General features: G+C 44.4%; 23 protein-coding genes. 6 read left to right on the top strand and 17 right to left on the bottom strand.

Annotation, left to right across the window (positions count from 1 at the left end; translation table 11 throughout):
- Window positions 1-161: 161 nt before the first annotated feature.
- Entirely contained in the window at window positions 162-596 is a 435-nt protein-coding gene (gene tnpA / locus U5K72_17200) for an IS200/IS605 family transposase (protein MDZ7720556.1), read from the bottom strand.
- A gap of 386 nt (window positions 597-982) precedes the next feature.
- Between tnpA and U5K72_17205 the strand changes: the two genes are divergently transcribed.
- Window positions 983-1,777, top strand: coding sequence for a DUF1080 domain-containing protein (locus tag U5K72_17205; protein MDZ7720557.1), 795 nt, complete (start codon window positions 983-985; stop codon window positions 1,775-1,777).
- Window positions 1,778-2,318: 541 nt separating this feature from the next.
- Here the strand turns inward: U5K72_17205 and U5K72_17210 are convergent.
- From U5K72_17210 to U5K72_17250, 9 genes are all read right to left on the bottom strand, one after another.
- Window positions 2,319-2,555, bottom strand: a complete 237-nt coding sequence (locus U5K72_17210; GenBank protein MDZ7720558.1) for a hypothetical protein — start codon at window positions 2,553-2,555, stop codon at window positions 2,319-2,321.
- Window positions 2,556-2,754: 199 nt separating this feature from the next.
- Window positions 2,755-3,795, bottom strand: coding sequence for an IS630 family transposase (locus tag U5K72_17215; protein ID MDZ7720559.1), 1,041 nt, complete (start codon window positions 3,793-3,795; stop codon window positions 2,755-2,757).
- An 81-nt stretch (window positions 3,796-3,876) separates the two neighbouring features.
- On the bottom strand, window positions 3,877-4,104 hold the full coding sequence (locus U5K72_17220) for a transposase (protein ID MDZ7720560.1): 228 nt from the start codon (window positions 4,102-4,104) through the stop codon (window positions 3,877-3,879).
- Window positions 4,105-4,247: 143 nt separating this feature from the next.
- Window positions 4,248-5,201, bottom strand: a complete 954-nt coding sequence (locus U5K72_17225) for a hypothetical protein (GenBank protein MDZ7720561.1) — start codon at window positions 5,199-5,201, stop codon at window positions 4,248-4,250.
- Complete coding sequence (locus tag U5K72_17230) at window positions 5,201-6,577, bottom strand: FAD-dependent oxidoreductase (GenBank protein MDZ7720562.1); 1,377 nt, start codon at window positions 6,575-6,577, stop codon at window positions 5,201-5,203. Before U5K72_17230 ends, U5K72_17225 begins: the two co-directional genes overlap by 1 nt.
- Before the next feature lie 269 nt (window positions 6,578-6,846).
- Window positions 6,847-7,644 (bottom strand): SIS domain-containing protein, encoded by a 798-nt coding sequence (locus U5K72_17235; GenBank protein ID MDZ7720563.1) that lies wholly within the window; start codon window positions 7,642-7,644, stop codon window positions 6,847-6,849.
- A 29-nt stretch (window positions 7,645-7,673) separates the two neighbouring features.
- Window positions 7,674-8,594 carry an ROK family protein gene (locus tag U5K72_17240; protein ID MDZ7720564.1) on the bottom strand — a complete coding sequence of 307 codons (921 nt, stop codon included), beginning with the start codon at window positions 8,592-8,594 and terminating at the stop codon, window positions 7,674-7,676.
- Window positions 8,595-8,598: 4 nt separating this feature from the next.
- A complete protein-coding gene (locus tag U5K72_17245; GenBank protein MDZ7720565.1) occupies window positions 8,599-9,387 on the bottom strand; it encodes an SDR family oxidoreductase in 789 nt (262 codons plus the stop codon).
- A gap of 13 nt (window positions 9,388-9,400) precedes the next feature.
- Window positions 9,401-10,615, bottom strand: a complete 1,215-nt coding sequence (locus tag U5K72_17250) for a Gfo/Idh/MocA family oxidoreductase (protein ID MDZ7720566.1) — start codon at window positions 10,613-10,615, stop codon at window positions 9,401-9,403.
- Between the two features lie 202 nt (window positions 10,616-10,817).
- On the opposite strand from U5K72_17250, the gene U5K72_17255 reads away from it, so the two are divergent.
- The gene (locus tag U5K72_17255) at window positions 10,818-11,231 is read left to right on the top strand and encodes an AraC family ligand binding domain-containing protein (protein ID MDZ7720567.1); all 414 of its coding nucleotides are present in this window, start codon (window positions 10,818-10,820) and stop codon (window positions 11,229-11,231) included.
- Window positions 11,232-11,448: 217 nt separating this feature from the next.
- Window positions 11,449-11,739 carry a helix-turn-helix transcriptional regulator gene (locus tag U5K72_17260; protein ID MDZ7720568.1) on the top strand — a complete coding sequence of 97 codons (291 nt, stop codon included), beginning with the start codon at window positions 11,449-11,451 and terminating at the stop codon, window positions 11,737-11,739.
- A 585-nt stretch (window positions 11,740-12,324) separates the two neighbouring features.
- Here the strand turns inward: U5K72_17260 and U5K72_17265 are convergent.
- From U5K72_17265 to U5K72_17280, 4 genes are all read right to left on the bottom strand, one after another.
- A complete protein-coding gene (locus tag U5K72_17265) occupies window positions 12,325-13,395 on the bottom strand; it encodes an IS630 family transposase (GenBank protein ID MDZ7720569.1) in 1,071 nt (356 codons plus the stop codon).
- A gap of 300 nt (window positions 13,396-13,695) precedes the next feature.
- Window positions 13,696-14,457, bottom strand: coding sequence for a sulfatase-like hydrolase/transferase (locus U5K72_17270; protein MDZ7720570.1), 762 nt, complete (start codon window positions 14,455-14,457; stop codon window positions 13,696-13,698).
- A gap of 221 nt (window positions 14,458-14,678) precedes the next feature.
- A complete protein-coding gene (locus U5K72_17275) occupies window positions 14,679-15,329 on the bottom strand; it encodes a hypothetical protein (protein ID MDZ7720571.1) in 651 nt (216 codons plus the stop codon).
- 169 nt (window positions 15,330-15,498) lie between these two features.
- Complete coding sequence (locus tag U5K72_17280) at window positions 15,499-15,738, bottom strand: hypothetical protein (protein MDZ7720572.1); 240 nt, start codon at window positions 15,736-15,738, stop codon at window positions 15,499-15,501.
- Window positions 15,739-16,864: 1,126 nt separating this feature from the next.
- On the opposite strand from U5K72_17280, the gene U5K72_17285 reads away from it, so the two are divergent.
- The 3 genes from U5K72_17285 (at window position 16,865) to U5K72_17295 (ending at window position 18,374) form a co-directional block, all read left to right on the top strand.
- Complete coding sequence (locus U5K72_17285) at window positions 16,865-17,068, top strand: hypothetical protein (protein ID MDZ7720573.1); 204 nt, start codon at window positions 16,865-16,867, stop codon at window positions 17,066-17,068.
- A gap of 96 nt (window positions 17,069-17,164) precedes the next feature.
- Window positions 17,165-18,091 (top strand): hypothetical protein, encoded by a 927-nt coding sequence (locus U5K72_17290; protein MDZ7720574.1) that lies wholly within the window; start codon window positions 17,165-17,167, stop codon window positions 18,089-18,091.
- The gene (locus U5K72_17295; GenBank protein MDZ7720575.1) at window positions 18,084-18,374 is read left to right on the top strand and encodes an OmpA family protein; all 291 of its coding nucleotides are present in this window, start codon (window positions 18,084-18,086) and stop codon (window positions 18,372-18,374) included. The genes U5K72_17290 and U5K72_17295 overlap by 8 nt, the downstream gene beginning before the upstream one ends.
- A 1,258-nt stretch (window positions 18,375-19,632) precedes the next feature.
- Here the strand turns inward: U5K72_17295 and U5K72_17300 are convergent.
- From U5K72_17300 to U5K72_17310, 3 genes are all read right to left on the bottom strand, one after another.
- Window positions 19,633-20,229 (bottom strand): ankyrin repeat domain-containing protein, encoded by a 597-nt coding sequence (locus U5K72_17300; GenBank protein MDZ7720576.1) that lies wholly within the window; start codon window positions 20,227-20,229, stop codon window positions 19,633-19,635.
- Between the two features lie 64 nt (window positions 20,230-20,293).
- Complete coding sequence (locus tag U5K72_17305; protein ID MDZ7720577.1) at window positions 20,294-21,136, bottom strand: TIGR02452 family protein; 843 nt, start codon at window positions 21,134-21,136, stop codon at window positions 20,294-20,296.
- Window positions 21,137-21,205: 69 nt separating this feature from the next.
- On the bottom strand, window positions 21,206-22,813 hold the full coding sequence (locus tag U5K72_17310) for a sulfatase (GenBank protein ID MDZ7720578.1): 1,608 nt from the start codon (window positions 22,811-22,813) through the stop codon (window positions 21,206-21,208).
- Window positions 22,814-22,857 lie beyond the last annotated feature (44 nt).

The raw sequence follows: 22,857 nt of genomic DNA on the forward strand, positions 1-22,857 counted from the left end.
GGTCATTGTTTTGAGCATCAATAGTTGAAAACGGATAGAATCCGAGAAGAGCGATCAGGGTTATGGTTATTTTTTTCATAGGTATAGATTTATTTCTAATTGAATTTCTTTAATCGGAAAATATCCGACGTGAGGCGTATGCCTTTGCCACTTTAAATGCACTACCTCGGGGCAGAAACTACGAGGTATCGATCAAAAAGCCATAGTTGATCTTTATGCAGTTCAATATATGGGCCATTGTTACCTTGGTTTTCAATATATCTTTGAATCATTTCCTGGTTTCCGTACTGGCCAACCGTTTTTGCATAAAATCCGCTTGTCCAAAAATTCCCTCCCCACAATCGCCCCTTGACCATCGGATGACGACGAAAAATCTCTTTCGCCCTGATACTTTTCACCGATCCCACGATCTTGGACACACTCATTTTTGGCACACTCTGAATCAAAAAATGAACATGATCCCCTTCGTAACCAATCTCCACAAAGTGTATTGCGTAGCGCTCAGATAGTTCAATACAAATCTGTTTCAAACTCTCCCCAACTTCCTCACTAATCACCGATCTACGATACTTGATCGGAAATACCATATGATACATCAGAAGAGTTTAATTATGAGGTTTATATATATGATTATCTTCCATACAGGAAAACTACACTCTTGCAAAGTGTATCGGAAACCTAAGGTTTTCAAACTTTACTCTTTACTTAAAAAGGCAGTAAATGTCGATAAAACAAATTTTGAATACTTGCTGAAAATTGCTAAGGTTTACGCGAATGTAAACAACCAAGAAAAAACAGGCTTTAAAAATGCCAATGATGTCAGTTTGAAGTACCGGATGATGTTAATGCTGGTAAAAGTCATACAGCAATACTTTGCTAAAGGTTTTTCTATTCTTTTAAGAAATTTTAAACAACGGTATTTTTTTAGTAATCCACATGTTTTTTTTAAACTTGTATATTTGAACCCTTTATTCTGATTAAAATGAAACTTACCACAACTTTTTCCCGAAATATTATTTTCCTGTTTTCAGTTTTTATTATTTCCCAATTTTCAACATCCTGTACGAATGAAAAGCATATTGGTGTTGAGGCTGTACCATCAAATAATGCTGAAATACTATTTGACGGAAGCCGAGAAATGCTTGATGAAAAATGGATCTACTGGGAAGGCCCACGATTTTCTTCTGAAATGCCCATTAAATGGGAAATTGTTGAAGATCCAGTTGATGACGGAACAGTTGTAAGCAGCAATGACCCTACTGCAGAAGGTGGATTATACGGAACAGCCGATATTGTCACCAAAGAAAAATATCGTGATTTCCGGCTTCATGTTGAGTTTCTCATAAATGAAACAGGAGGCAATAGCGGCGTTTACTTGCAAAATCGTTACGAAATTCAGGTGTTAGACGGGGATACAACACAACACGGAATGGGTGCAGTAATCAACGAAACTCCCTCACCTTATCATGCATATGACGGGGTTGGAAAATGGAATGCTTACGATATTAAATTCAGGGCAGCCCGGTTCGAAAATGAAGAACGCTCGGAAAAAGCCTTGGTTTCCATGTATTTTAATGGAGAAAAGGTGCATGTAAATGTTCCCATTAATCAGGTTTGGGGCGGTCCGAATTCAGGTCTTGATGGTGGAAATGATGGTGGCAAAGGTATAACTGACCGACCGGGAGGCATAAAACTTCAGGCGGAAGGCTACGATGTACATTACCGAAACATCTGGATAGAAGAACTTAATCTGGAAGAACCGGATACAGATTTCTGAACATAGGTTACTCTGATCCTTGCAAAAACCATTATTATGAAGCTAGGAGTCTGTCGGACTTCTCCTCTAAGTTTTTGTTGAATTGGTAATTTTTAAAATTTCCTCTAAGTCCAATAAAAACAATGGGTGGATTTTCAAAGCTCGACAGGCTTCTAGACCGGAGGTAACAAGATCTGTTGAATACTCTAATCATTTAAAAATAAATCACTCCACTCTTTTGGCTCCCCCTCTCTAAAAATCATCGTAAATTGCAGATAAAACCGGTACTTTCAATGGCCTCTTTATTTGCTATCTGCAAATTGGGCCGAATCGAAGTCGAGAAAAAGTACAGGTTATTTGATTTAATTATAGAAGTGGAGTGGAAAGTTCGACTGGATGCAAATAACAACAAATACATTTGGTCGATTGAAGATCAGACAGACCCTTACTCAGGAATGAAGAGGTGTAGAGATCAAAAATAATACGGCACTGTTGTTGTATGATACGAGTAGCCCAATTACTCTCACATCCTCCTGCCCCCTGTTGCTTATCCAGTGTGTTTTTAAAGGAGTTGTACAAATCCACTAACATCCAAAGTGTACGAGCCTCTCGACTGAGTTTTTGCCGGAATGTCGTCACATTTTGGATCAACAAACCCATCAGGAAGATCCAAAAGATCGTCAATATGGTCGCCTGCTTGGTAAAATTGGTTGTGAATAAGAGCAGCGGCTTTTAGGTCAATTGTAGGAAGTGAATCAGGAAGCACAGGAACACGTTTTTTGCTATAAGATACTCTCATTTAGTCGCGTCATAATAGGACGACCACCAGCCACGTTATAACCAAAAGCAAACTCGTAAAAAACACCTTATCTATCATAAAATCATAAGCATTTGAATGAGTCTGCTTATCTGATAAAGGCACACGTATCTCTATCAATGCATCCAACATTTCTGGATATTCATAAGCTTATAAAACATTACGCTAGTGTAACTACCACTTAATTCGTTAAGTATTCTTCACCATAGGTCCAGTTGAACGGTTTGGCGCTGGTTTCGTTATACTCCCTAATGTAGCTCATCAACTGATCGACCAGATCTTTTTTGGAATGCCAAACTCCATCTTTGAGTATTTTCCGGCTCATAATGCTAAACCAGATTTCAATCTGATTGAGCCACGAGGAGTAGGTGGGGGTAAAATGAAGGTGAAATTTTCTTTTTTTAGCCAGCCACTCCTTGACAGCCTTGTTTTTGTGGATTGACAAATTATCCAAAATAATATGGATCTGAACATTGCGGTATTTGCGGTCCAGGTGTTTGAGAAATTTCAGAAAATTTTCGGAGTTGTTGCGGTCGATCTGCCGTGCGGTGATTTCTCCTGTGTGCACGGCAAGAGCGGCCATCAGGTTTACGGTACCATTGCGTTTGTACGTAGTGGTAAGCCTGCGAGGGTTCCCTGTCCGTAAAGGCAGCTCCGGCTGGGTACGATCCAGGGCCTGAATCTGGGTTTTCTCATCTACCGATAGCACCAATGCGTGTTCAGGGGGATTCAGATACAGACCAACAATATCAATCATCTTGGATTCAAATTCCGGATCCGGGCTTTTCCCGCACCAATAGTCGGTTTTGTGTGGCTTGAGGTCAGCCTCTCGCAGGATCTGTGAAACCCAGCTCTGGCTCATCTGGCACATTTCGGCAATCTGGTGTTGGCTGTAGCGCGGCGTTCGGCTTTCGGTGCGCTGGCAGGCCAGGTGGATCACCCGGTTGCGGTCTGCCTCCGTAAAGATCGATGGTGTGCCGGGGCGCTGGGCATCGACCAACCCTGCGAGTCCATCCCGTTCAAACCGCTTGCGCCATTTGGCAATGGAAGGTTCACTGATCCGATTCTTTTTGCTGGATTCTTTATAGGTCAATCCACCGAGCCAGTCTAAAATAATCTGAGCGCGCAGGCTCAGGCGCCGTTCTATCTTATGAGATCGTGCGTAGGTAATGAGTTGGCCTTTAACTTTATCTGAGACCGTGATTGTCGTACGTTTAGCCATCGGTTTTTCTTCTCAAGATACGGAATCAGTAAATATTTCACTTAACTTATTTAACAGTAGCTACACTAGTGTCACTACCACTTAATTCGTAATGTATTCTTTTCCATAAGTCCAGTTGAACGGTTTTGCATTGTTCTGGTTATAGTCTTTGATGTAGCTCATCAGTTGATCAACGAGCTCTCGTTGAGAGTGCCACACCCCATCTTTGAGTATTTTACGGCTCATGATGCTAAACCAAATCTCGATCTGATTGAGCCATGACGAATAGGTTGGGGTAAAATGAACATGGATTTTTCGTTTTTTAGCCAGCCATCAAGTACGATCCCGTCCATACCAACCAATTAAGCATGATTTAGAATCGAACTCAGGTTGGTAGTAACACAAAACTACCGATAACTGTTGTTTTTAGAAATTCTTTTCTTGTTATTGAATCCATAATTTGTCAATCTTTGTTACGATTTAAATGAATAAAGGCGAGCAGGATTATCATAAAATATTTTATCGTAATACTCACCGAGTCCCATCTGTTCCAAATCATCCCTAAATGTAGTCAGCAGAAAATCAAGGCCTGGATCTCCGCCATATGATTTCCAGTAGGTGTGTTTGGCGGCATCCATTCCCATCGTGATCTGATCCGGAAATTCCGTCAATAACGCCTCCAACAGGGTATACGTCCAGTTCTCCTCGCCTTTTATGGCCCACCGGAAGGCACTATCGTACTCCACGCAAACTCCGCTTTGCAGAACCTCCCGGTTATACTCGATATCCTTATACCTGTCTACATGAGAGAGTACCACATGAGAGAGATCAGCTCCCAACTTGTCAAATAGATGAACCTGTTCGAGTGCCCTCTTGCCGTCATTGGTATGCGTTAGTATGGGAGCACCCGTACGTTTGTGAGCTTCAACCACGGCCCGGAAAATCTTTTCTTGGTGAGGAGTAATAGGCTCATCACCGGTGGCCAATTTGATCATCCCGGCTTTATGGCTGCTCCGTTCCACAATCGGTCCCCCGTAGTCGTGAATATCAATCCCCTTTGTGATATCATCTACAAACAGTTGAGTAAGCTGCTCTTCGGTGTAGTGATATCGCCAGTGGTTGGGCAAATAATATTTTTCAAGGTGAATACCGGTGGGTGCTATAATCTGTACACCTGAGCGCCGGGATACTTCGGCAAGTTTTTTGATATTCCGGCCTGCGTTTGCCGGCATGGTATCAACCATCGTTCGGCCACCAAGCTGGTAGAATCTCGTCAGCTCCTCCGTTACCTTCTCTACATCGTTCAGCAAAAGCAGTTCGTTTTCAAGCGTCGGATAACTTTCTTCAATGATGATATGCTCATGGGAGTACGTAAGCCCCATCTCATCGGGGGTGATATCTCCAAGTATGGTTCGTACAAAGCTCATTATTCCACCCGGTTATTTTTCCATCCATGTTTGCTGATATCAGCTTCCCGTCCGGGCATCTCCAGAATTGCACCCAGTTCTTTCAGGTGTTTTCTTAATTTTTGAGCATCAATGCTGCCTGACCCCGTATCGGTATCCAAAGAAAGTGAACATGCTGTTCCGGCTGCCTGACCCATTCCCATCGTTTGTGCCATCGACCGGCATGAAGCATGGGCATCGTGGGTGGCGGAAAAGCAACGACCGGCTACCCATGAATTTTTACTTCCTCGTGGCACCAGTGTACGATACGGAACGCCATACACCCCGCCATCCGGAATATACTCCCAGCGGGTCTCCTCCTCGCCTTCAGCTTCTTTCCGGTGGTCTTCGAGCGGGGCTCCACAGAGCAGCACAGTGTCATCAGTCATTTTTCGTGCCATACAGTCCTCCCGCGTAAGCCGATATTCCCCGTATACCCGCCGCGTTTCACGCACACCAATATGATGAGAGAGACCAATAATTTTGGCGTCTTCATAACCCGGTACTTCATCCCTAAAGAATTTTTCGTAGATAAAGGCCTGTTTACGCCCTTCAATTTCTGCATCAGTGAGTTCACCGAGCTGCAGGGGCATCATATCCGATACCTTGACTGCCACTGTGGAGATGCATCCGGTCTGCACCATCTCGTGGGCCGATCCCTTCTTGCGGGGCAATGGGTGTATCCCCTGCACGACAGCTTCTTCCATTTTCTGTTTCATCATCTGTTTGCCACCGGCTTTCCTGAACTTTTCAAGATCCACATTTGCCATCCGGAAAGTGGTCGTCATACTCTGGGCAGGTTCCTTTTCGCCGGCAATTTCGTATGGGAAATCGGCCATGTGACAAAAATCGGCATCCCCGGAGCAATCGATGATCCGCCTGGCCCTGATTTTGTGAAACCCGCTTTTGTGCCAAACCACACAGATCGTTTCATCACCGGTTGATTTTTCCACATCTACCAACATGGTGTGCAGATGTACATTCACCCCGGCCTGCAGCATCTGGTGATCCCATATCCACTTTAACCGTTCGGGATTATAGGTGACGCCGGTTCCGGCTCCGTAGGTATTGGGACGCAAGAAAACATCATCTGTCTCGTCAAGTAAATTTACAATTCGATCCGGAATTCCTGAAACGATTTTTTTCGGGGCATCACCTGGCGTAAAGAAACCGTAAAAGGTATCCAGCATTTGTGTGGAAGTACCCCCGAGATAACCGTAACGCTCAATGAGCATTACATTGTGATTTCCATTTTCAACCGCAGCCAGGGCGGCCAGGCTTCCCGCAGAACCTCCGCCAATTACCAATATATCGACCTCCGCCATAACCGGGATGTTGCTGTAGTTTAATATGTCCATCGGATGTTTTTGATTTGAAGTGATACCGTTTATTAATTATGCGTCTACTAATGTTGTATCAGGTTTAAAACTACGGACAAGAAAGACTTCCGAAGTCTGTCCGAGTGTTTTTAAAAATTTACATTTTGGATAGAAGTACAAAACTTCGATATCAAATGTAAAGACTTCGGAAGTCTTTGATACCTCGTTATTCTATGATTGACATAACACTTAGATACAGCCTAAAGAAAATGACTATCTCATTAGGGACTTATTTTTTACATATTAATTTATGTTTGATGACTTTGCTTAGATCCCACATTTTCATAAAGCTTAGCCAGGCGGTGGGCGTGTTCGTCGTAGGCACTTTCAAATAACTCTCGCGAACATTCCTCCCCAACAACGCTTCCGCCGGTCAGAACTTTTGGTGGCTGCCCCGCATCCGTTAAATGTTGAGCTACCTCCGCCTTAATACAATTGACAAGCAACGCCCCTCCCACAGTAGAACCCGGAGCAACAGGTGTCTCCAGGTTTGGAATTTTAACCATCGCATCGCCTTTCGGAGCCCCCGTATCAAGCACAAGATCAGCAAAGTCGTGCAGCTTCTTCCCATCCTCACGCTTGCTGGCACTGACCGCCGCGCTTGATTTTGTGGTTAATGCCACTACTTTTATGCCCTGTTTTTGAAAGAGTTCAGCCATCTCCACGGAGACGACACTGGTACCGCTCGAGGAGATTACGATTGCGGAATCATGCACACTGAGATCAAAATTTCGCAAAATTCGGGCAGCCAGTCCTGATACATTTTCAAGAAACATCGCCTGGCGCTGACCATTAGCGCCCACCACAAGATTATGGAATGAAAGTGACAGCTCAACGATAGGATTAAAACCGGGAAATGAACCGTACCGGGGCCACATCTCCTCTACCATAATACGGCTGTGTCCGGATCCGAATACGTGCACCATCCGACCCTTTAAAATAGTGTCTGAAAACCACCGTGCGGCTTTCTGAATCTCTTCTTTTTGTTTTTGAACCGTTTCAACAATCTGTTTACTCTTTTCGATATATTGGCTAATCGGATCCATTTATACGTTTTATGATTAAAAAAATGTGATTATACTTTGTAAATAGAAAAAGCTGCTGCACCGATGGCACCGGCAAAAGGTCCTAACGTTGCTTTTTTAACAGGGGTTTTTCGTCCGCCTGGTTTCCATTCATACAGGTCCAGAAATTGCCTCAATGGATCGAAAAGATACTCTCCCGCCCGGGTAACTCCACCTCCCAAGACAACCAGGTCCGGGGAAAACGCATTAATCAGTGATGATATGCCCACCGACAGATCGCGTACCGATTTCAGCCACAGGTAGCTGGCTAAATAATCTCCCTCTTTATAAGCATCGACCAGTTGCCGAGTAGACTCGAATCGCCCCAGTGACCTTTTATAAATGGTGGCATTCCCAATGGCATCTTCCAGGCTGCCCGGAATACCGGTAATATCGGGCGACCCTTGCGAATCAACTGTGATATGCCCCAAATGTCCGGCTCGCTGAAAATTTCCCTGATACAACTTGCCATTGATCATAACGCCTCCGCCCACCCCGGTTCCGAGGGTCAGCATAACGACATTTTCAGCCCCTGCTGCTGAACCAAATTTGGCTTCCGCCATGAGGGCTGAATGGGCATCGTTGAGCACTTTTACAGATACTTGTTGTTCGCTGAAGAGCTGAGACCAACTGAAGTTTTCGAGTCCCTGCAACCGCCCCGGCATATAGACAATACTATTATTTTGGGAGTCGGGAATCCCCGGTGCCGCCAGTCCAATAGACGTAACTTTCTGTTCACTTTCTTCCATAAATGATCGAACCGTCTCAAGAATGGCTTTTTTCCATATCCTTCCCGGCTCATGATTTGGATCTGTTTGATCGTGAGTTTCCCGCTCCTCTTTTTGCACAATGAGTCCATCTTCATCCACCAGTACCCCTTTGATGTTGGTCGCACCCAGATCTATCCCTATGGCATATCTTTTATCGGACATACATTTATCCTTTGAACTGGCCTTCGCTTATACTCCATCCCCCGTCAACAGCCAGTACCTGGCCTGTCGTGAATCGGGATTGGTCAGACATAAAATAGCATGTGGCACCATCAAGGTCTGTCGCCCGGGCGATGCGTCCGCCATCCAGCGGCTGTTTGGTTTTGATGAACTCCATAATCTGATCATCCTGCGCAGCCCGCTCTGCCATCGGGGTATGTACCAGACCGGGGGCAATTACATTTACCCGGATATTATCCCCGGAATAATACGATGCAATGGATCGGCTGTACCCAATGATAGCTGCTTTCGCTGCTGCGTAGGCATGAGTCACAAAATATTCCGGGGAAGGTGAAAAGCCCAAAACCGATCCCATGTTGAGAATCGTACCACCGGTTCCCTGCTTCCGAAAAGCCCGTACGGCCGCCCGGTTGGAGAGCATCAGGGATGTGAGATTGAGTTCAAATGTTTTATTCCAACCCTCCAATGTCATTTCATGCAAGGGACCGTCTCCCATCCTCCGGCCGCTCCCGCCAGCCACGTGATACAAACCGTCCAAACTGCCGAAATTTTTGATACACTTTTCAATTGCTTCTTGGCCGGTTTCCTGCCGGGTGGCATCTCCTGCAAGTACGATTGTATCTTCGGGCAGTTCTTCACGGGCATTCTTACACGATTCTTCATCCAATCCCACTACCACAATTTTGGCCCCATTGTTTGTAAATGCCTTAGCAGCGGAGAGCCCCATTCCGCTGGTACCTCCAATGATTACAATATTTTTAGAATCTAAGAGCATGTTATTAGGGTGATCAGTTTCTTCTTTTTTCTGTTTGTTTCACGTCTTGCTGGGATATCTCTCCGGTTGATTTATCTTTCAGAATAACCTTTTTCCGTCCGTCTGGCAGTTTTTCTTCCTTGATCAGGTAAAACTGCTCGTTATAATCGGTCAGAGCCGATTCCTCTTCCTCATTTTCCCGGCCGCGCCAAATATCAAGCTCCACCGATTCCCACTGCCGGGTTTCTGCCGAGCGGTAACAGGCATCCATGATTGCGTTGACCACATATCCGTCGTAAAAGGTTTCCTGGGGTGATTCCCCGTTCTCCATTGCATTAAACATGTCGGTGAACATATCATTGTAACCCAGGCTGTGCACTTCATCACCGACCGGGAACAGCCATCCGCTGTCGCTTTCTGCCTTTTCGGCTACATACCCTTCCTGCCCGCCCGACAGATACATTTCGAAACCGGTTCGCAGAAAGTGATCGAGCCGCAGTGAACCTTCCGTACCGGACACTTCATCACGCAGATCCATTCCGCCCCGGAACGACCAGCTCACCTCAAACTGACCGATGGCGCCGTTGGCATACCGCACCCATCCGAGAGCATTATCTTCCGCCTCTATCGGTTTTACCTGGGTTTCGGCCCAGCACATCACCTCTACCGGGCGAATATCCTTCCCGATAAAGCTCCGGGCAATCTCTATGCAGTGGCAGCCGATATCGATGATGGCCCCGCCACCCGATTTTTCCGGCTCCCAAAACCAATCACTGTGAGGACCCGGGTGTGCTTCCCGCGAGCGAGCCCATAATATTTTCCCCAACGAACCATCACGGGCTGATTTTAATGCTTTCAGGGTTTTCGGGGTATACACCAGATCTTCGAGATATCCGTGAAATACGTCCGCTTTTTCAACGGCTTCCAAGATCTCCTTCGCTTCCTTGCCATTCAGAGCAAGAGGTTTGGTACAGAGGACAGCTTTGCCGGCTTCTGCCGCTTTTATAGCCGCTTCTTTATGCAGGAAGTTGGGAAGAGCGATGAGGACAACATCTGCTTCCGGATCCTCGATCGCCTCGTTCAATTCCGTAGTCCATTTTGAGATATTCCACTCATCCCCAAATTCTTTTGCCCGTTCTTCAGTCCGGGAGTAGACATTCACAATTTTATCTTTACTTCGGTGACCAAGAATTGACTGTGCATAAAATGTTCCAATCAAACCTGTACCTAACAAGGAAATCTTTTTCATAATCAGACCTATTCACTATTAATCCGTTAACCCGGTATTAAAATCAGCAGCATATACTTTTTTTCTATTAATAGTAGAGTAATTAGTTGATAAGTACATATCAATGGACTTTTTTTGGAAAATTGTGGATTATTTTATTATTAGGGTTTTGATTTTTATATAAATAGTAGTTACGATAAACATCAGGTAAAAAAGTATATATATGATAACATCATCAGATACCGATACGAATCTTACCTCTAAACAAAGAAAAAGCGAGGGATTTGCAGGTCAAAAAATGATTGTTTTACCTCAAAAAATAATTAGCAATCTCCTTCAACATCCTCTGCTTAAAACATTATTTGCTACCCATATCGGTTATTTCCCAAAGGCCAAATTTCACTATCGAGAACGGAATCAGGGAATCGATGAATTTGTCTTAATCTACTGCATAGAAGGCGAGGGCTGGTACGAAGTTGAGGAAGAACAATTTGAGGTTCGACCTAATGATTTTTTCATTCTACCTGCCGGATTTCCCCATCGGTACAGTGCTGATAATGAGGCCCCCTGGGAGTATTTATTGGATACATTTTGCCGGAACTCAGGCCTCTGCATTTATCAACTCATTCAAAAATAATCGCTCTGCAATTCATGAACAGGTTTCTCCTGTTCATGAGCGAATAACTTTATTTGAGGATATTTACGACACCCTTGAGCGGGGATATAGCACGGATAACATGGGATATGCCGGTACATGCTTGTGGCATCTGTTAGGGTCCTTTTGCTACCCATCAGCCTGTAAAAGCAAAAAATCGGAAACTGAAAATGACCCTATTGAACATTCAATTCAACTGATGAAAAAGAATGTAGATCAACATCTAAAATTGGAAGAGTTAGCTAAACACGCTTCCTTTTCGGTTTCGCACTATTCAAATCTATTCAAAAAGAAAACAGGATTTGCTCCGATTGAATATTTTATTCACCTGAAAATTCAAAAAGCCTGTCAGTATTTAGATCTGACATCTCTGAACATCTACGAAATTGCGGAAACGTTAGGATATACCGATCCACATTATTTTTCCAGGTTGTTTCAAAAAGTCATGGGGGTTTCTCCGACAGCATTCAGAAATGAAAAAAAGGGATAATCAGATTGAAACAGCTTACAAAAAAAGGTAGCACAATGTTCGCGATCAATTCAACTTCCTTTAGTCATAAAAGAAAGTATACTGATTATTTTTTCGAAATGAGTAATCAGTAGATCACAAAAAAGCTACCGATCCTGACTTCCGCACTTTTTTGATGTGAAAAATATTAACATTGTTTTTTAATGACTTACGGGTATAAAAAAATGTTTGGGTGTCCCGATCTTTTTTTGGCGGTATTTGGGGGCATGTTTGTAAGTAAGAAACCCACTAAACCACCCTGCACTGAAAGTGCAGGTGTTTGCCTTTCGACTGAAAGTCCTACTCCAAGAGGGCTTAGTCATGACGTCTACTATTACTACACAAGGGATGGGCGAAAGTATTAAGTGATTTTGAAAGTTTTTTGGGACCCACCCTAAATCCCTGACATTTCCCAATAGATCTTCAAACTACGAGGACGACTATATCGGATGATCCAGCCAATCTGTTGCTCCGTATTACTTTTGGACCGCTCCCGAGGCTTCGGGATAATCAAAAGCTTCCGGCTGTGATTGTACCATAGGGATCCCTCCCTAGTGTAACTACCACTTAATTCGTTAAGTATTCTTCACCATAGGTCCAGTTGAACGGTTTGGCGCCGGTTTCGTTATACTCCCTAATGTAGCTCATCAACTGATCGACCAGATCTTTTTTGGAATGCCAAACTCCATCTTTGAGTATTTTCCGGCTCATAATGCTAAACCAGATTTCAATCTGATTGAGCCACGAGGAGTAGGTGGGGGTAAAATGAAGGTGAAATTTTCTTTTTTTAGCCAGCCACTCCTTGACAGCCTTGTTTTTGTGGATTGACAAATTATCCAAAATAATATGGATCTGAACATTGCGGTATTTGCGGTCCAGGTGTTTGAGAAATTTCAGAAAATTTTCGGAGTTGTTGCGGTCGATCTGCCGTGCGGTGATTTCTCCTGTGTGCACGGCAAGAGCGGCCATCAGGTTTACGGTACCATTGCGTTTGTACGTAGTGGTAAGCCTGCGAGGGTTCCCTGTCCGTAAAGGCAGCTCCGGCTGGGTACGATCCAGGGCCTGAATCTGGGTTTTCTCATCTACCGATAGCACCAATGCGTGTTCAGGGGGATTCAGATACAGACCAACAATATCAATCATCTTGGATTCAAATTCCGGATCCGGGCTTTTCCCGCACCAATAGTCGGTTTTGTGTGGCTTGAGGTCAGCCTCTCGCAGGATCTGTGAAACCCAGCTCTGGCTCATCTGGCACATTTCGGCAATCTGGTGTTGGCTGTAGCGCGGCGTTCGGCTTTCGGTGCGCTGGCAGGCAAGATGGATCACCCGGTTGCGGTCTGCCTCCGTAAAGATCGATGGTGTGCCGGGGCGCTGGGCATCGACCAACCCTGCGAGTCCATCCCGTTCAAACCGCTTGCGCCATTTGGCAATGGAAGGTTCACTGATCCGATTCTTTTTGCTGGATTCTTTATAGGTCAATCCACCGAGCCAGTCTAAAATAATCTGAGCGCGCAGGCTCAGGCGCCGTTCTATCTTATGAGATCGTGCGTAGGTAATGAGTTGGCCTTTAACCTGTATCTGAGACCGTGATTGTCGTACGTTTAGCCATCGGTTTTTCTTCTCAAGATACGGAATCAGTACATATTTTACTTAACTTATTTAACGGTAGCTACACTAGGAGTCTGTCGGACTACGTGTTTTTAAGATGAGTACATTTTATTTTGCGAGGATTTTTTTCAGGGTAAAACAATATTTGTATACTTCAAATTTTCATTTTCATTTTGGATCACATCTGTCCGAACATTTTGAATACCAGCTATAAAATGTTCGGACAGATGTGATTTCACTTATAAAAAAGAAGACAAGCAGTACAGTTATGAATTTTGTAAATGACTTCATCATAGTGTTAGAGATTATAAAATGTTGTGTTTTTAGTTATTACCGGCTTCTTCCGTTCCTGTCAAACTCTGCAAGTTTTTGCTTTAACCGATCAACAATATCCGGGCGCTCATTCCAAAGATTATTGGTTTCTTCCAAATCATCCTCCAAATTGTAAAGCTGGCCATCCGGTCCTCCGGCTTCCGGTTCCACAGAAACAGGATCCGTGAAACCACCAGAGCCAAGTGCTTCAATGAGTTTCCACTGGCCGTCCTGAATCGTTCGCACTCCACGGCTTGATATACTGACTACCGGGGGCCGGATCGCTTCATCTTCAGACTGTTCCCCTGCAAGGATTGGATACAGACTGAAACTATCTTCACCGGCATTCTCCGGTAGTTCCGTGTTTAGGATATCAGCAAATGTAGCCATGACATCGGTAAACGAGATCGTCTGATCTGTTGAGGTCCCCGCTTCTGTCACACCCGGCCATCGAACGATAAAAGGCACCCGGTGACCTGCTTCATGTACATCCCCTTTCATGCCACGCAACCCTCCCTGGGAATCGTGTCCGAAATGTTCTTTGTCTTTGTCATACCAGACGGGACCGTTATCACTGGCAAAAATCACCATGGTCTCATCTGCCATATTTTCCCGTTCGAGAGTTGAAAGGATATCACCGACTTTGGAATCCACCATCGCCATAAAATCGCCGTACATCCCGGCACCGCTGATTCCTTCAAAGTCTTCGGTAGGCAGCCAGGGAGTATGAGGAGCCGGAAACGCAACATACAGGAAGAGAGGCTGATTTGAATCGATCACAAACTAACAAAAATCACGCCATGAGTCTTTTTTTTGTTCGGACAGTACTGATTTTGAATCAAGAAACAATGTGCATCCGATTTGGATCCCACTTCACAATGGTTCCATCATAGTAACTCTGATTTGCCGCAAATGTGGGGCCGGCTGCCCGTAACCCGAAGGTTGCATCTTGTAAAACCGGTGTGCCATTACGAATCGAGTTGAAGAAGTTGACAAAGTGGTCATATCGCATTCCTTCTGTAATCGTCCGGATCTCGATAGACAAATTCATTCGGCTCTTGAATTTTCGGTTTTTGTGGGTACATTTTGTTGTACTCGGCGATGAACTGCTCACGAACATCCTCAGGAAACGTGTTAATGGACATTCCAGGAGCTTCGGGTAACGGGTTGCGTCTCAGAACAAGAGACGACCAGCTGATCGTAATATCACCTTCAGATCCCACGATCCGGAAGAGAAACTGTCCTCCGTCACCACTGATAAAGTTGGTGCGAAGTGCTAAATTGAATGGCGGATGGTTTTCTGTTTCCGGATAGTCATAAAGGCCGAGGTGGATATCCGGCACATCCCGCCCATCCTTCCAGTAGCGTAAACCGCCCGTAGAAATTGCACGAGTTGGACCATCTGATCCTGCGATAAAGTGGAGCATAGAGAGCATGTGAACATAAAGATCACCCGCCTGACCTGTTCCGTAATCGCGATAGTTTCTCCAGCGGAAGAACCGTTTGGGATCCCAGGGCAGATCCGTTATACCTCGTTGATAGGTTTCCCAATCGACCGTTTCCGGTGAGGCATCTGGAGGTATCGAATATTGCCAGGCTCCCATGCGCACTGTGCCGGTCAATGATCGCTTCCACAAAGTTGATTTTTCCAATTTTTCCTTCCTGAATTAGTACTTTTGCTTTGGCACTCAGCAGTGAACTGGTGTATTGACTCCCCACCCTGAAACACCATTCCGGTCTCTTGTTCTGCTTGGATAACACGATGTCCCTCATCCACTTTTTGGACCATCGGCTTCTCACAGTAGACATGTTTTCCCGCTCTCATTGCGTCCACATTAATCTTTCTCGTGCCAGTGATCGGTTGTCTGCATTAATAACCACATCCACATCAGTACGGTCCAAGATCTCCCGGTAACCTGCAGTGGTCTGAATATCATTTCCCCAAAGCTCTTTGGCACGGCGTCGCCTTCCTTCGTAAAGATCGCAAGCCGCCACAAGCTCCACTCCACTCACTTGAAGAGCGGTTCGCGCATCTCCCAATTCCCATTCCCCCGGTTCCAATCAGGCCGAGACGGATATGGTCATTGGCCGAATATTCTTCTGTCCAAGGTCAACGAACTTGAGGGGCTCTGACTTATTGCCCGCCTTGATTATCATGGGAACCATGTCGATTCCGGCTGCAGTTGCTCCCACTTTCTTTAAAAACGAGCGTCTTGATTGATCATCTCTTTTTCATGCTTATTAATTTTGTGTTTTTGTTGCAGGAACAACAGACTTTGCGTTTGGTTACCAGCCCTGATTTTTTTTGCTAATTCTGTATCGTTCAGATCATGCATTATTGATTTTCCCAGCGGTAGACTTTGAGCTATTGTCACTAACGTATTTTAAGTAATACGCTTTTCTTTTAAATAGCAAATGGAATTTTAGAGTGGATAAAACTTATCAGATCTACGCTCTTACTTAACTAATAACATATATTTACAGCCATTGTTATAAATTGTAAATAATTAATAGATCTGCTATCCATTTTTTAATTCCTAATTTAAAATCGTTCCTGAACCCATTTTTTGCATAATTATTTTTACTTATAGTAATACTCTTACCTGGTGTTTGCATGAAGACTCATCTACACTGTTCAGCAAACTGAAATTCATTGTATAACTGCTCAAATTTTTAGCTGTTGGGTTGATGGGATTTTTTCAACCATATCAAAAAAATCCCGGATAATATCACTACCCGGGAGATAGGTGTCTGTCAAACATGGGTTACGATGTGACAGTTTGTAACTACTATTTGAAGGAATGGAAATGATAACCATCGCTTCTACAATGATTACACACAGAATGCATAAAAGTATTAGATATTCGATCACTTTTTCTCTTTCTAAAGTTTTTGGATGATATAGTCATCTTACCTGCATCAAAACTGCCAACGTATAAAGTGGGGAAAACTACCATCAATAGAATCACCTTGTCCCTACAACGATTCGAAAGATTAAACTAATTATATCAAGGTATATTTTGGTTTAATTACAAGTACAGAAGGGCAAGACAATATCTAATGTGTGTATTAATCATCCCATAATAATGGTTCAATTTTTTGAAAATCAAAAAAGCAGTTGTAACGGAAATTGAAATTTCCGGAACTATTTAACGAAGTAAAGAAGGTAAAAAACGGAGTGAATCCCATGGTACAGAAAGTAATACTGTTTATAACAGTTCTGAGTTTTGTATTCCCGGGACTTACGCATGTAATTGCCCAGGAAGACGTTGAAGGAAGTGAAGATCATCCGATGATTACGCGGTATGAGGGCTCGCACATAACCGACTACCAACAGTTTGCTTATGACCGGCAGGAGTTGGTTACAGGAATAGAGGATGAAGATATTTGAAAGAACTACTCATTTGAAGGTGAACGGTTGACCACGCATCCATTACTACAGCTCCTAGAAGGACGGTCAGCCTTTGAAGTTCATCGAAACTATACATTGGCGCTTCAGAATGCCGGTTTCGAAATTGCCTATGAATGCATCGACAATGATAACGAATGTAAGAAAATAGGTAGAGATATTCCGCTTGCCGGGTTTTTTACGAACCGTTATAGTAGTCATCATCACTACTCGTTAGCCAGGCTTACTAATTCGTCGGGCGATATCTATGCAGCGGTGTTTACAGCACGGAGGCATGGTAACCGTACCTTGCTCATCGTCTTGGAGGAACAGCCGATGGAGACCGGCAAGGTCCAGGTTGATATAGATGCCGAAGCGATGGCAAGAGATATTGATGAAAAAGAGATGGAAGACACCCCGGAAGATGTGGAAGGTAGCGAAGATCATCCGATGATTTCGCGGTATGAGGGTTCCTACATAACCGATTATGAACAATTTTCATATGACCGGCAGCAGTTGGTTACAGGAATGGAGAATGAGGATTTTGAAAGAACCTCATTTGAAGGTGAGGTTACCCGCATCCATTACACAGCTCCTGAAGGACGGTCAGCCCTTGAGGTTCATCAAAACTATACATTAGCGCTTCAGGATGCCGGTTTTGAAATGGTCTATGAATGCATTGGAGATGATTCTATATGCCAAGAAATCATTGAAACAAATGCCTTTAACAGGGGGAGTGATCTTAACTACTCGCTTGCAAGACTTACCGGTTCGGCGGGGGATATCTATGCAGCGGTTCACACCGCACGGAGGCATGATGAAACCCGCAGCGTGCTACTAATTGTGGAGGAAAAGTCGATGGAATCTGGCAAAGTGCAGGTTGATATAGATGCCGAAGCGATGGCAAGAGATATTGATGATGCAGGCCGTGTGATGCTTTACGGAATTCATTTTGATACAGGGAGAAGCAAACATCAAACCGGAATCCGAATCCACGCTTGCAGAAATTGCAGAACTGATGAATAATCAACCTGATCTAAATCTTGGAGTTGTTGGCCATACGGATACGGTAGGTGGTTTGGAATTCAATATGAATCTTTCGGAACGCCGGGCTTCGGCAGTTGTGGAATATCTGACATCTGAACATAATATTTCAGAAACCAGGCTGACTTCTCATGGCGTAGGTTTTCTTGCCCCAGAAGCTACCAATGAAACGGAAGAGGGACGTGCTCTAACGCAGGTAGAGCGATCAGTTGCCGAATACGTCGAAGTGCCCACGAGGTATCAACTTATAATCCAATTTTTTTAAAATCTATGCACTTATTGTGAAGTGTCCCCTTGAGGGGCAATGGATGATCAATCTCCCCTCAGGGAGTAGGCTTTGCCGGGAGGGTGTAAACTTCAGAACAAGACTTTGTATCAAACGATCGTCATCCCCAGTATTTGCTTCCCCTTCGAAGGGAAGCTTGAACCACTTATGATTAAAATTTTGTTTTTAGATAGAGGTATTGGAAAGGTTTTTCAGAGGGTTTGCATAATCACAGAGCTATTTTTCCCGAACACTCGGGATGTTAACTCCTCATTGCCCCAAAAGAGATCTCAAGAGGCGTTCAAACAGACGTTATTTTGAGCCTTTCGTCAAGCTCAAGATAAACGCAGCGGAGCAGCCTGTCCCGAACCATCCTATCGTATGGACACAAGATTGGAATAGAAAAGGAGATCCTTCCTCATCCCGCCTTGTTTTCTTGCTAAAATGCTTTCTGGCCTGAGCCACTAATTTTGCCCAAAAGCCTATTTTACGAAGTTTTCTTGATCAAAGTAGCCTTGGCGTAGTGGATAACGTAGTTGAGTGAAGCAACACCATTTCAGAGATGACAGAAAATTTACCTGTAGATCCAACTTTTAATTACAAGTTAGGGCTCTCGTCCTTCGGCCTTGATGGGTGGAGGAATTGTATGGGTTGCAAAAGAGCACGGGAGAAATCGCTCTGCGCGCTCACCCTGTGAGCATTCGCAGAGTGTACACGTGCGTGCAAACCATACCCGGAAGCCATCACAGCCGGGAGGTTTTGCTTACTTTTGGCGGTTCAAAAGTAAGAGGGAAAAATGGTATGAGGCTTTTAAGATATATAAAAACGTATTTTATCAATCTGTCATCGGTAGACCCTGACAGTGTTTTTGTGTCTGGTTCGAAGAATCTCCAATCAATTGTAAAAAACTTCGTCAAAGATGGTATGTTAAGTTTTTAAGATGTGTCCACACGATAAGAACCATCGGGGAAGTCAACATTTGTCCGGAAACACAAATTCCTCTTTCTTAAAAATAAGCATAGTCAATCGGGCAGTCACAAAAAAACGAAAGCATGAAATGATTGAAATGTTTACAATCGCATAAACAGGTTCATCTTGTAAATCATAAAGCACCATACGGAACTGTCATGAACCTTTTTAGCTTTTGTCATTTTTCCCAATAGCCGTCGGGCCAAGCGGATGTGTAACCTAAAAAATGCTTCAATTCATTAGAGCCAACAATAGCTTTCTGAATTCAACTGACAAACGGGTTCATTCACTAATTTTCGAGGAGTGCTACTACTTCGCTATGACCGTTATTCCTGGCAAAATCTGCGGCTGATTCACCATCAGAATCCAGTAAGCTGACATCAGCATTGTAATCGAGCAGAACTTCAATGACTTCAACATTTCCCTCGGCTGCTGCATACATCAGCGGCGTCCATCCTTCAACAGAATCTTTGATATTGGGATCGGCTCCGTTTTCAAGCAGAAGCTCAACCGTTTCGGGAAATGGGCCGCTTGCAGCAAACATCAGCGGAGTGCGTCCCTCACTGTTTTGATTTTGAACCACTGCTCCCTGCTCAATCAGAAATTCAACAATTTCGGAATGGCCGTTGAATGAAGCAAACATCAAAGCCGTCCGCTCGAGCTGATCTCCTTCCTCAATATTCACACCCGAATCAACAATTTGACGAACCTGGTCCAGATCACCCTGCAAAGAAGCGTTTCGCAAGTCTTCAGCAGTGTAGGTTGTTCTGTTTTGAGGTTCTGTTTGAGAGGTAGTGCTTTGCGACTGTTCAGAACGATCATTTGATGAGCAGCCAGCCAGTAGAACTAATAACGTAAACGTGTATAGAAGTATATTTTTCATCATGGGTTAAAAATACATCATTCATGAATCTTTCAAAGCATTGAAAGAGGATTTTTCAAACACTACCCTATTTCCCGAACATTTCATGGAACGGCCGGATCGTACTTTTGTCTTCGGAAGAATCCAGAACCGAAAACAACACCTTTTGAAAACAGTTGTGAAATGCACCGGTTTGGCCGATATGATTCCGAAAGATTTTCGCCACGGTTTCAGGATCATTTTGAAATACGCCACACCCCCACGCTCCGAGAACAAGAGCATCGCATCCGTGATGAGCGGCAAGAGCCAGTATTTTTGAACTACGCTCCCGCAGAACGTATTCTATTTTCGAAATGTTTTCAGGCTCATTTTGCTCTACCGCCCCGGCATTTGGCGCCGGACTGGTGATAAAATGAACCGTATAAAATTCTTCCAGCAGCGCGCCGTCATCGGTTCGAAAGACAGGACAGCCGGGCGACCAGATCATCCGGTCGGAATACAACGTACTCCGGTGCGACCGGTGATATTCATAAAACGATGGACAATACTTCAAACTGAAATATAACCCGGAACTCCGGGCCAGGCTCTCTTCCTGTGCCTGAGCTCCTTTCAGAAATCCGCCTCCCGGATTGCGGGCCGAAGCAAAGTTGAGCACGCCGATATTTTCAAACTTCTCTTCCTGAGCGAGGCGTCGACTGCCCTGCAGTGTGGTTTCATTGCGGACTTCAAATCGTGTTTCGGTCCTTCCCGAAATCGGATTTTTCAGTACTGTCTGGAACATCGCCTCCAGCTGTTCCGGGGTATAACACTCCGTGTGCTCCAGGCAGAACTGTAACTGTTCGGAAATATCAACTGTCTGTCCCTTCGGCGATCTGTATTTTTCCCGTTCCAGAATTTGCAGGGTACGACGCGCAATCTCTTTTTTATTCATATCACTGTTCAGATTTTATCTATTCCACTGCCGGTAAAGTTGAATAATAATGAATGGTAATATCCTTGACTATTCCTCAAACCCGCTTCCCCACCAATTATTGCCGGGTGAGTAATCCGGCGATAAATAATCCAGACGCTGCTCTTCCAGCCGGGGCAATAGTTCATTTTCAACCGATTCCAGGTGACGCGCTTCCGCTTCCGGGTCATATAGTGGATCTGCCATTGGAAAGGTTGCATTGGTCATTTCAAGGTAATTTGACAGCTCGTTTCCAAGTCGCTCGGCAATGTCAGGGTGATTTGCATAAACATCCTCCTGTTCATAAACATCTGAATTCAGATCATATAAAACCTCTGTACTATCTGCGTGGTAACGAATCAGTTTCCAGCGACCGTCCCGAACAACAGATGAGGGCCTGCCTCCCTGGTTTCCATAATGTGGATAATGCCAAAAGAGCAACCGATCATCAATTTCTCCGCCATCCAGAAGCGGTTTAAGACTTACACCGTCAACGTGCTCATTGGGACGCAGATCGGCACCCACTAAATCCAGGATAGTTGGATAAAAATCAGTACCGGTTACAGGTGTATCATTTTCATCCCCCTGAAGATTCAACCACGGCACATTAATGAAGTATGGAACTTTGAGACCGCCTTCATACTGTGTCCCCTTTCCACCTCTCAGCGGTTTATTGGAGGTCGCATAATCATCGCCGGCGGCAACTCCACCATGGTCGGATGTAAAAATGACAATCGTTTCATCATCAACTCCCGCCTCCTCAAGTGTTTTCAAGACCTGTCCAACTGCATCGTCCATATGCTGAACCAATCCGGCATAAACAGGGTTATCCTGCACCGTTCGAATCGGCAGAAAATATCCCATCTCAAATCCGTTTTCCGCAATGCCCAGGCGCTCCGCTTTATCTCTATATTTCTGCCAATAGGCCTCCGTTGTTTGAATGGGAGCATGAACTGCATAAAACGAGAGAAATGCTAAAAACGGCCTTTTAGAGTTCTTTCTGATAAAATCGGAAGTTTCCTTTGCCAGTTTTTCGGAATAGCTCATCCCGATTTCATCCGGGTAATCCTCCATTTTGGGATTGTTGAAGGGGGAAAAATAACCGCCAGTGTAGGGCCCGCCTGCCTCAAAACCTCCCTCATTATAATCAAATCCATGATTTTCGGGATACGACCCTTCACTGCCCAAATGCCATTTTCCGGCATAAAATGTGGTGTATCCTTCGGTTTTAAGTGCTTCAGGAAGAACAGTATAAGTATGAGGTAATGATCGCTGATAATCAGGAGGTAGGAGTTTGGTATGTCTTCCACTTTCTCTCCACTCTTCACCCACAGGAGCACCAATCCAATCTGTAATTCCGTGTCGCGTGGTATTTTTACCGGACATAATGCTGGCCCGGGCCGGACTGCAAACCCTGGCTGAGGCATATCCCTGTGTAAAAATCATACTTTGGGAAGCCAGTGAATCGAGATGGGGCGTTTCGTAATAATCACTGCCAAAAGCACTCATATCGTGGGCACCGTAATCGTCTGCGATGATGAATAATACGTTTGGTTTTTGGGGAGGAGTATTGAGGCTTTCTTCTGTACACGACATTACAATAATTCCGAATGTCAAAACAAAAAACAAAGGGGCCTTTTTTAAAAACGTATCACGCATAAACATTTTTCTCGTTTTCGAATTAATCTGATTCTTTTGAGGTG

This window comes from Balneolaceae bacterium, from assembly GCA_034521495.1.
Taxonomy (GTDB): Bacteria; Bacteroidota; Rhodothermia; order Balneolales; family Balneolaceae; genus Rhodohalobacter.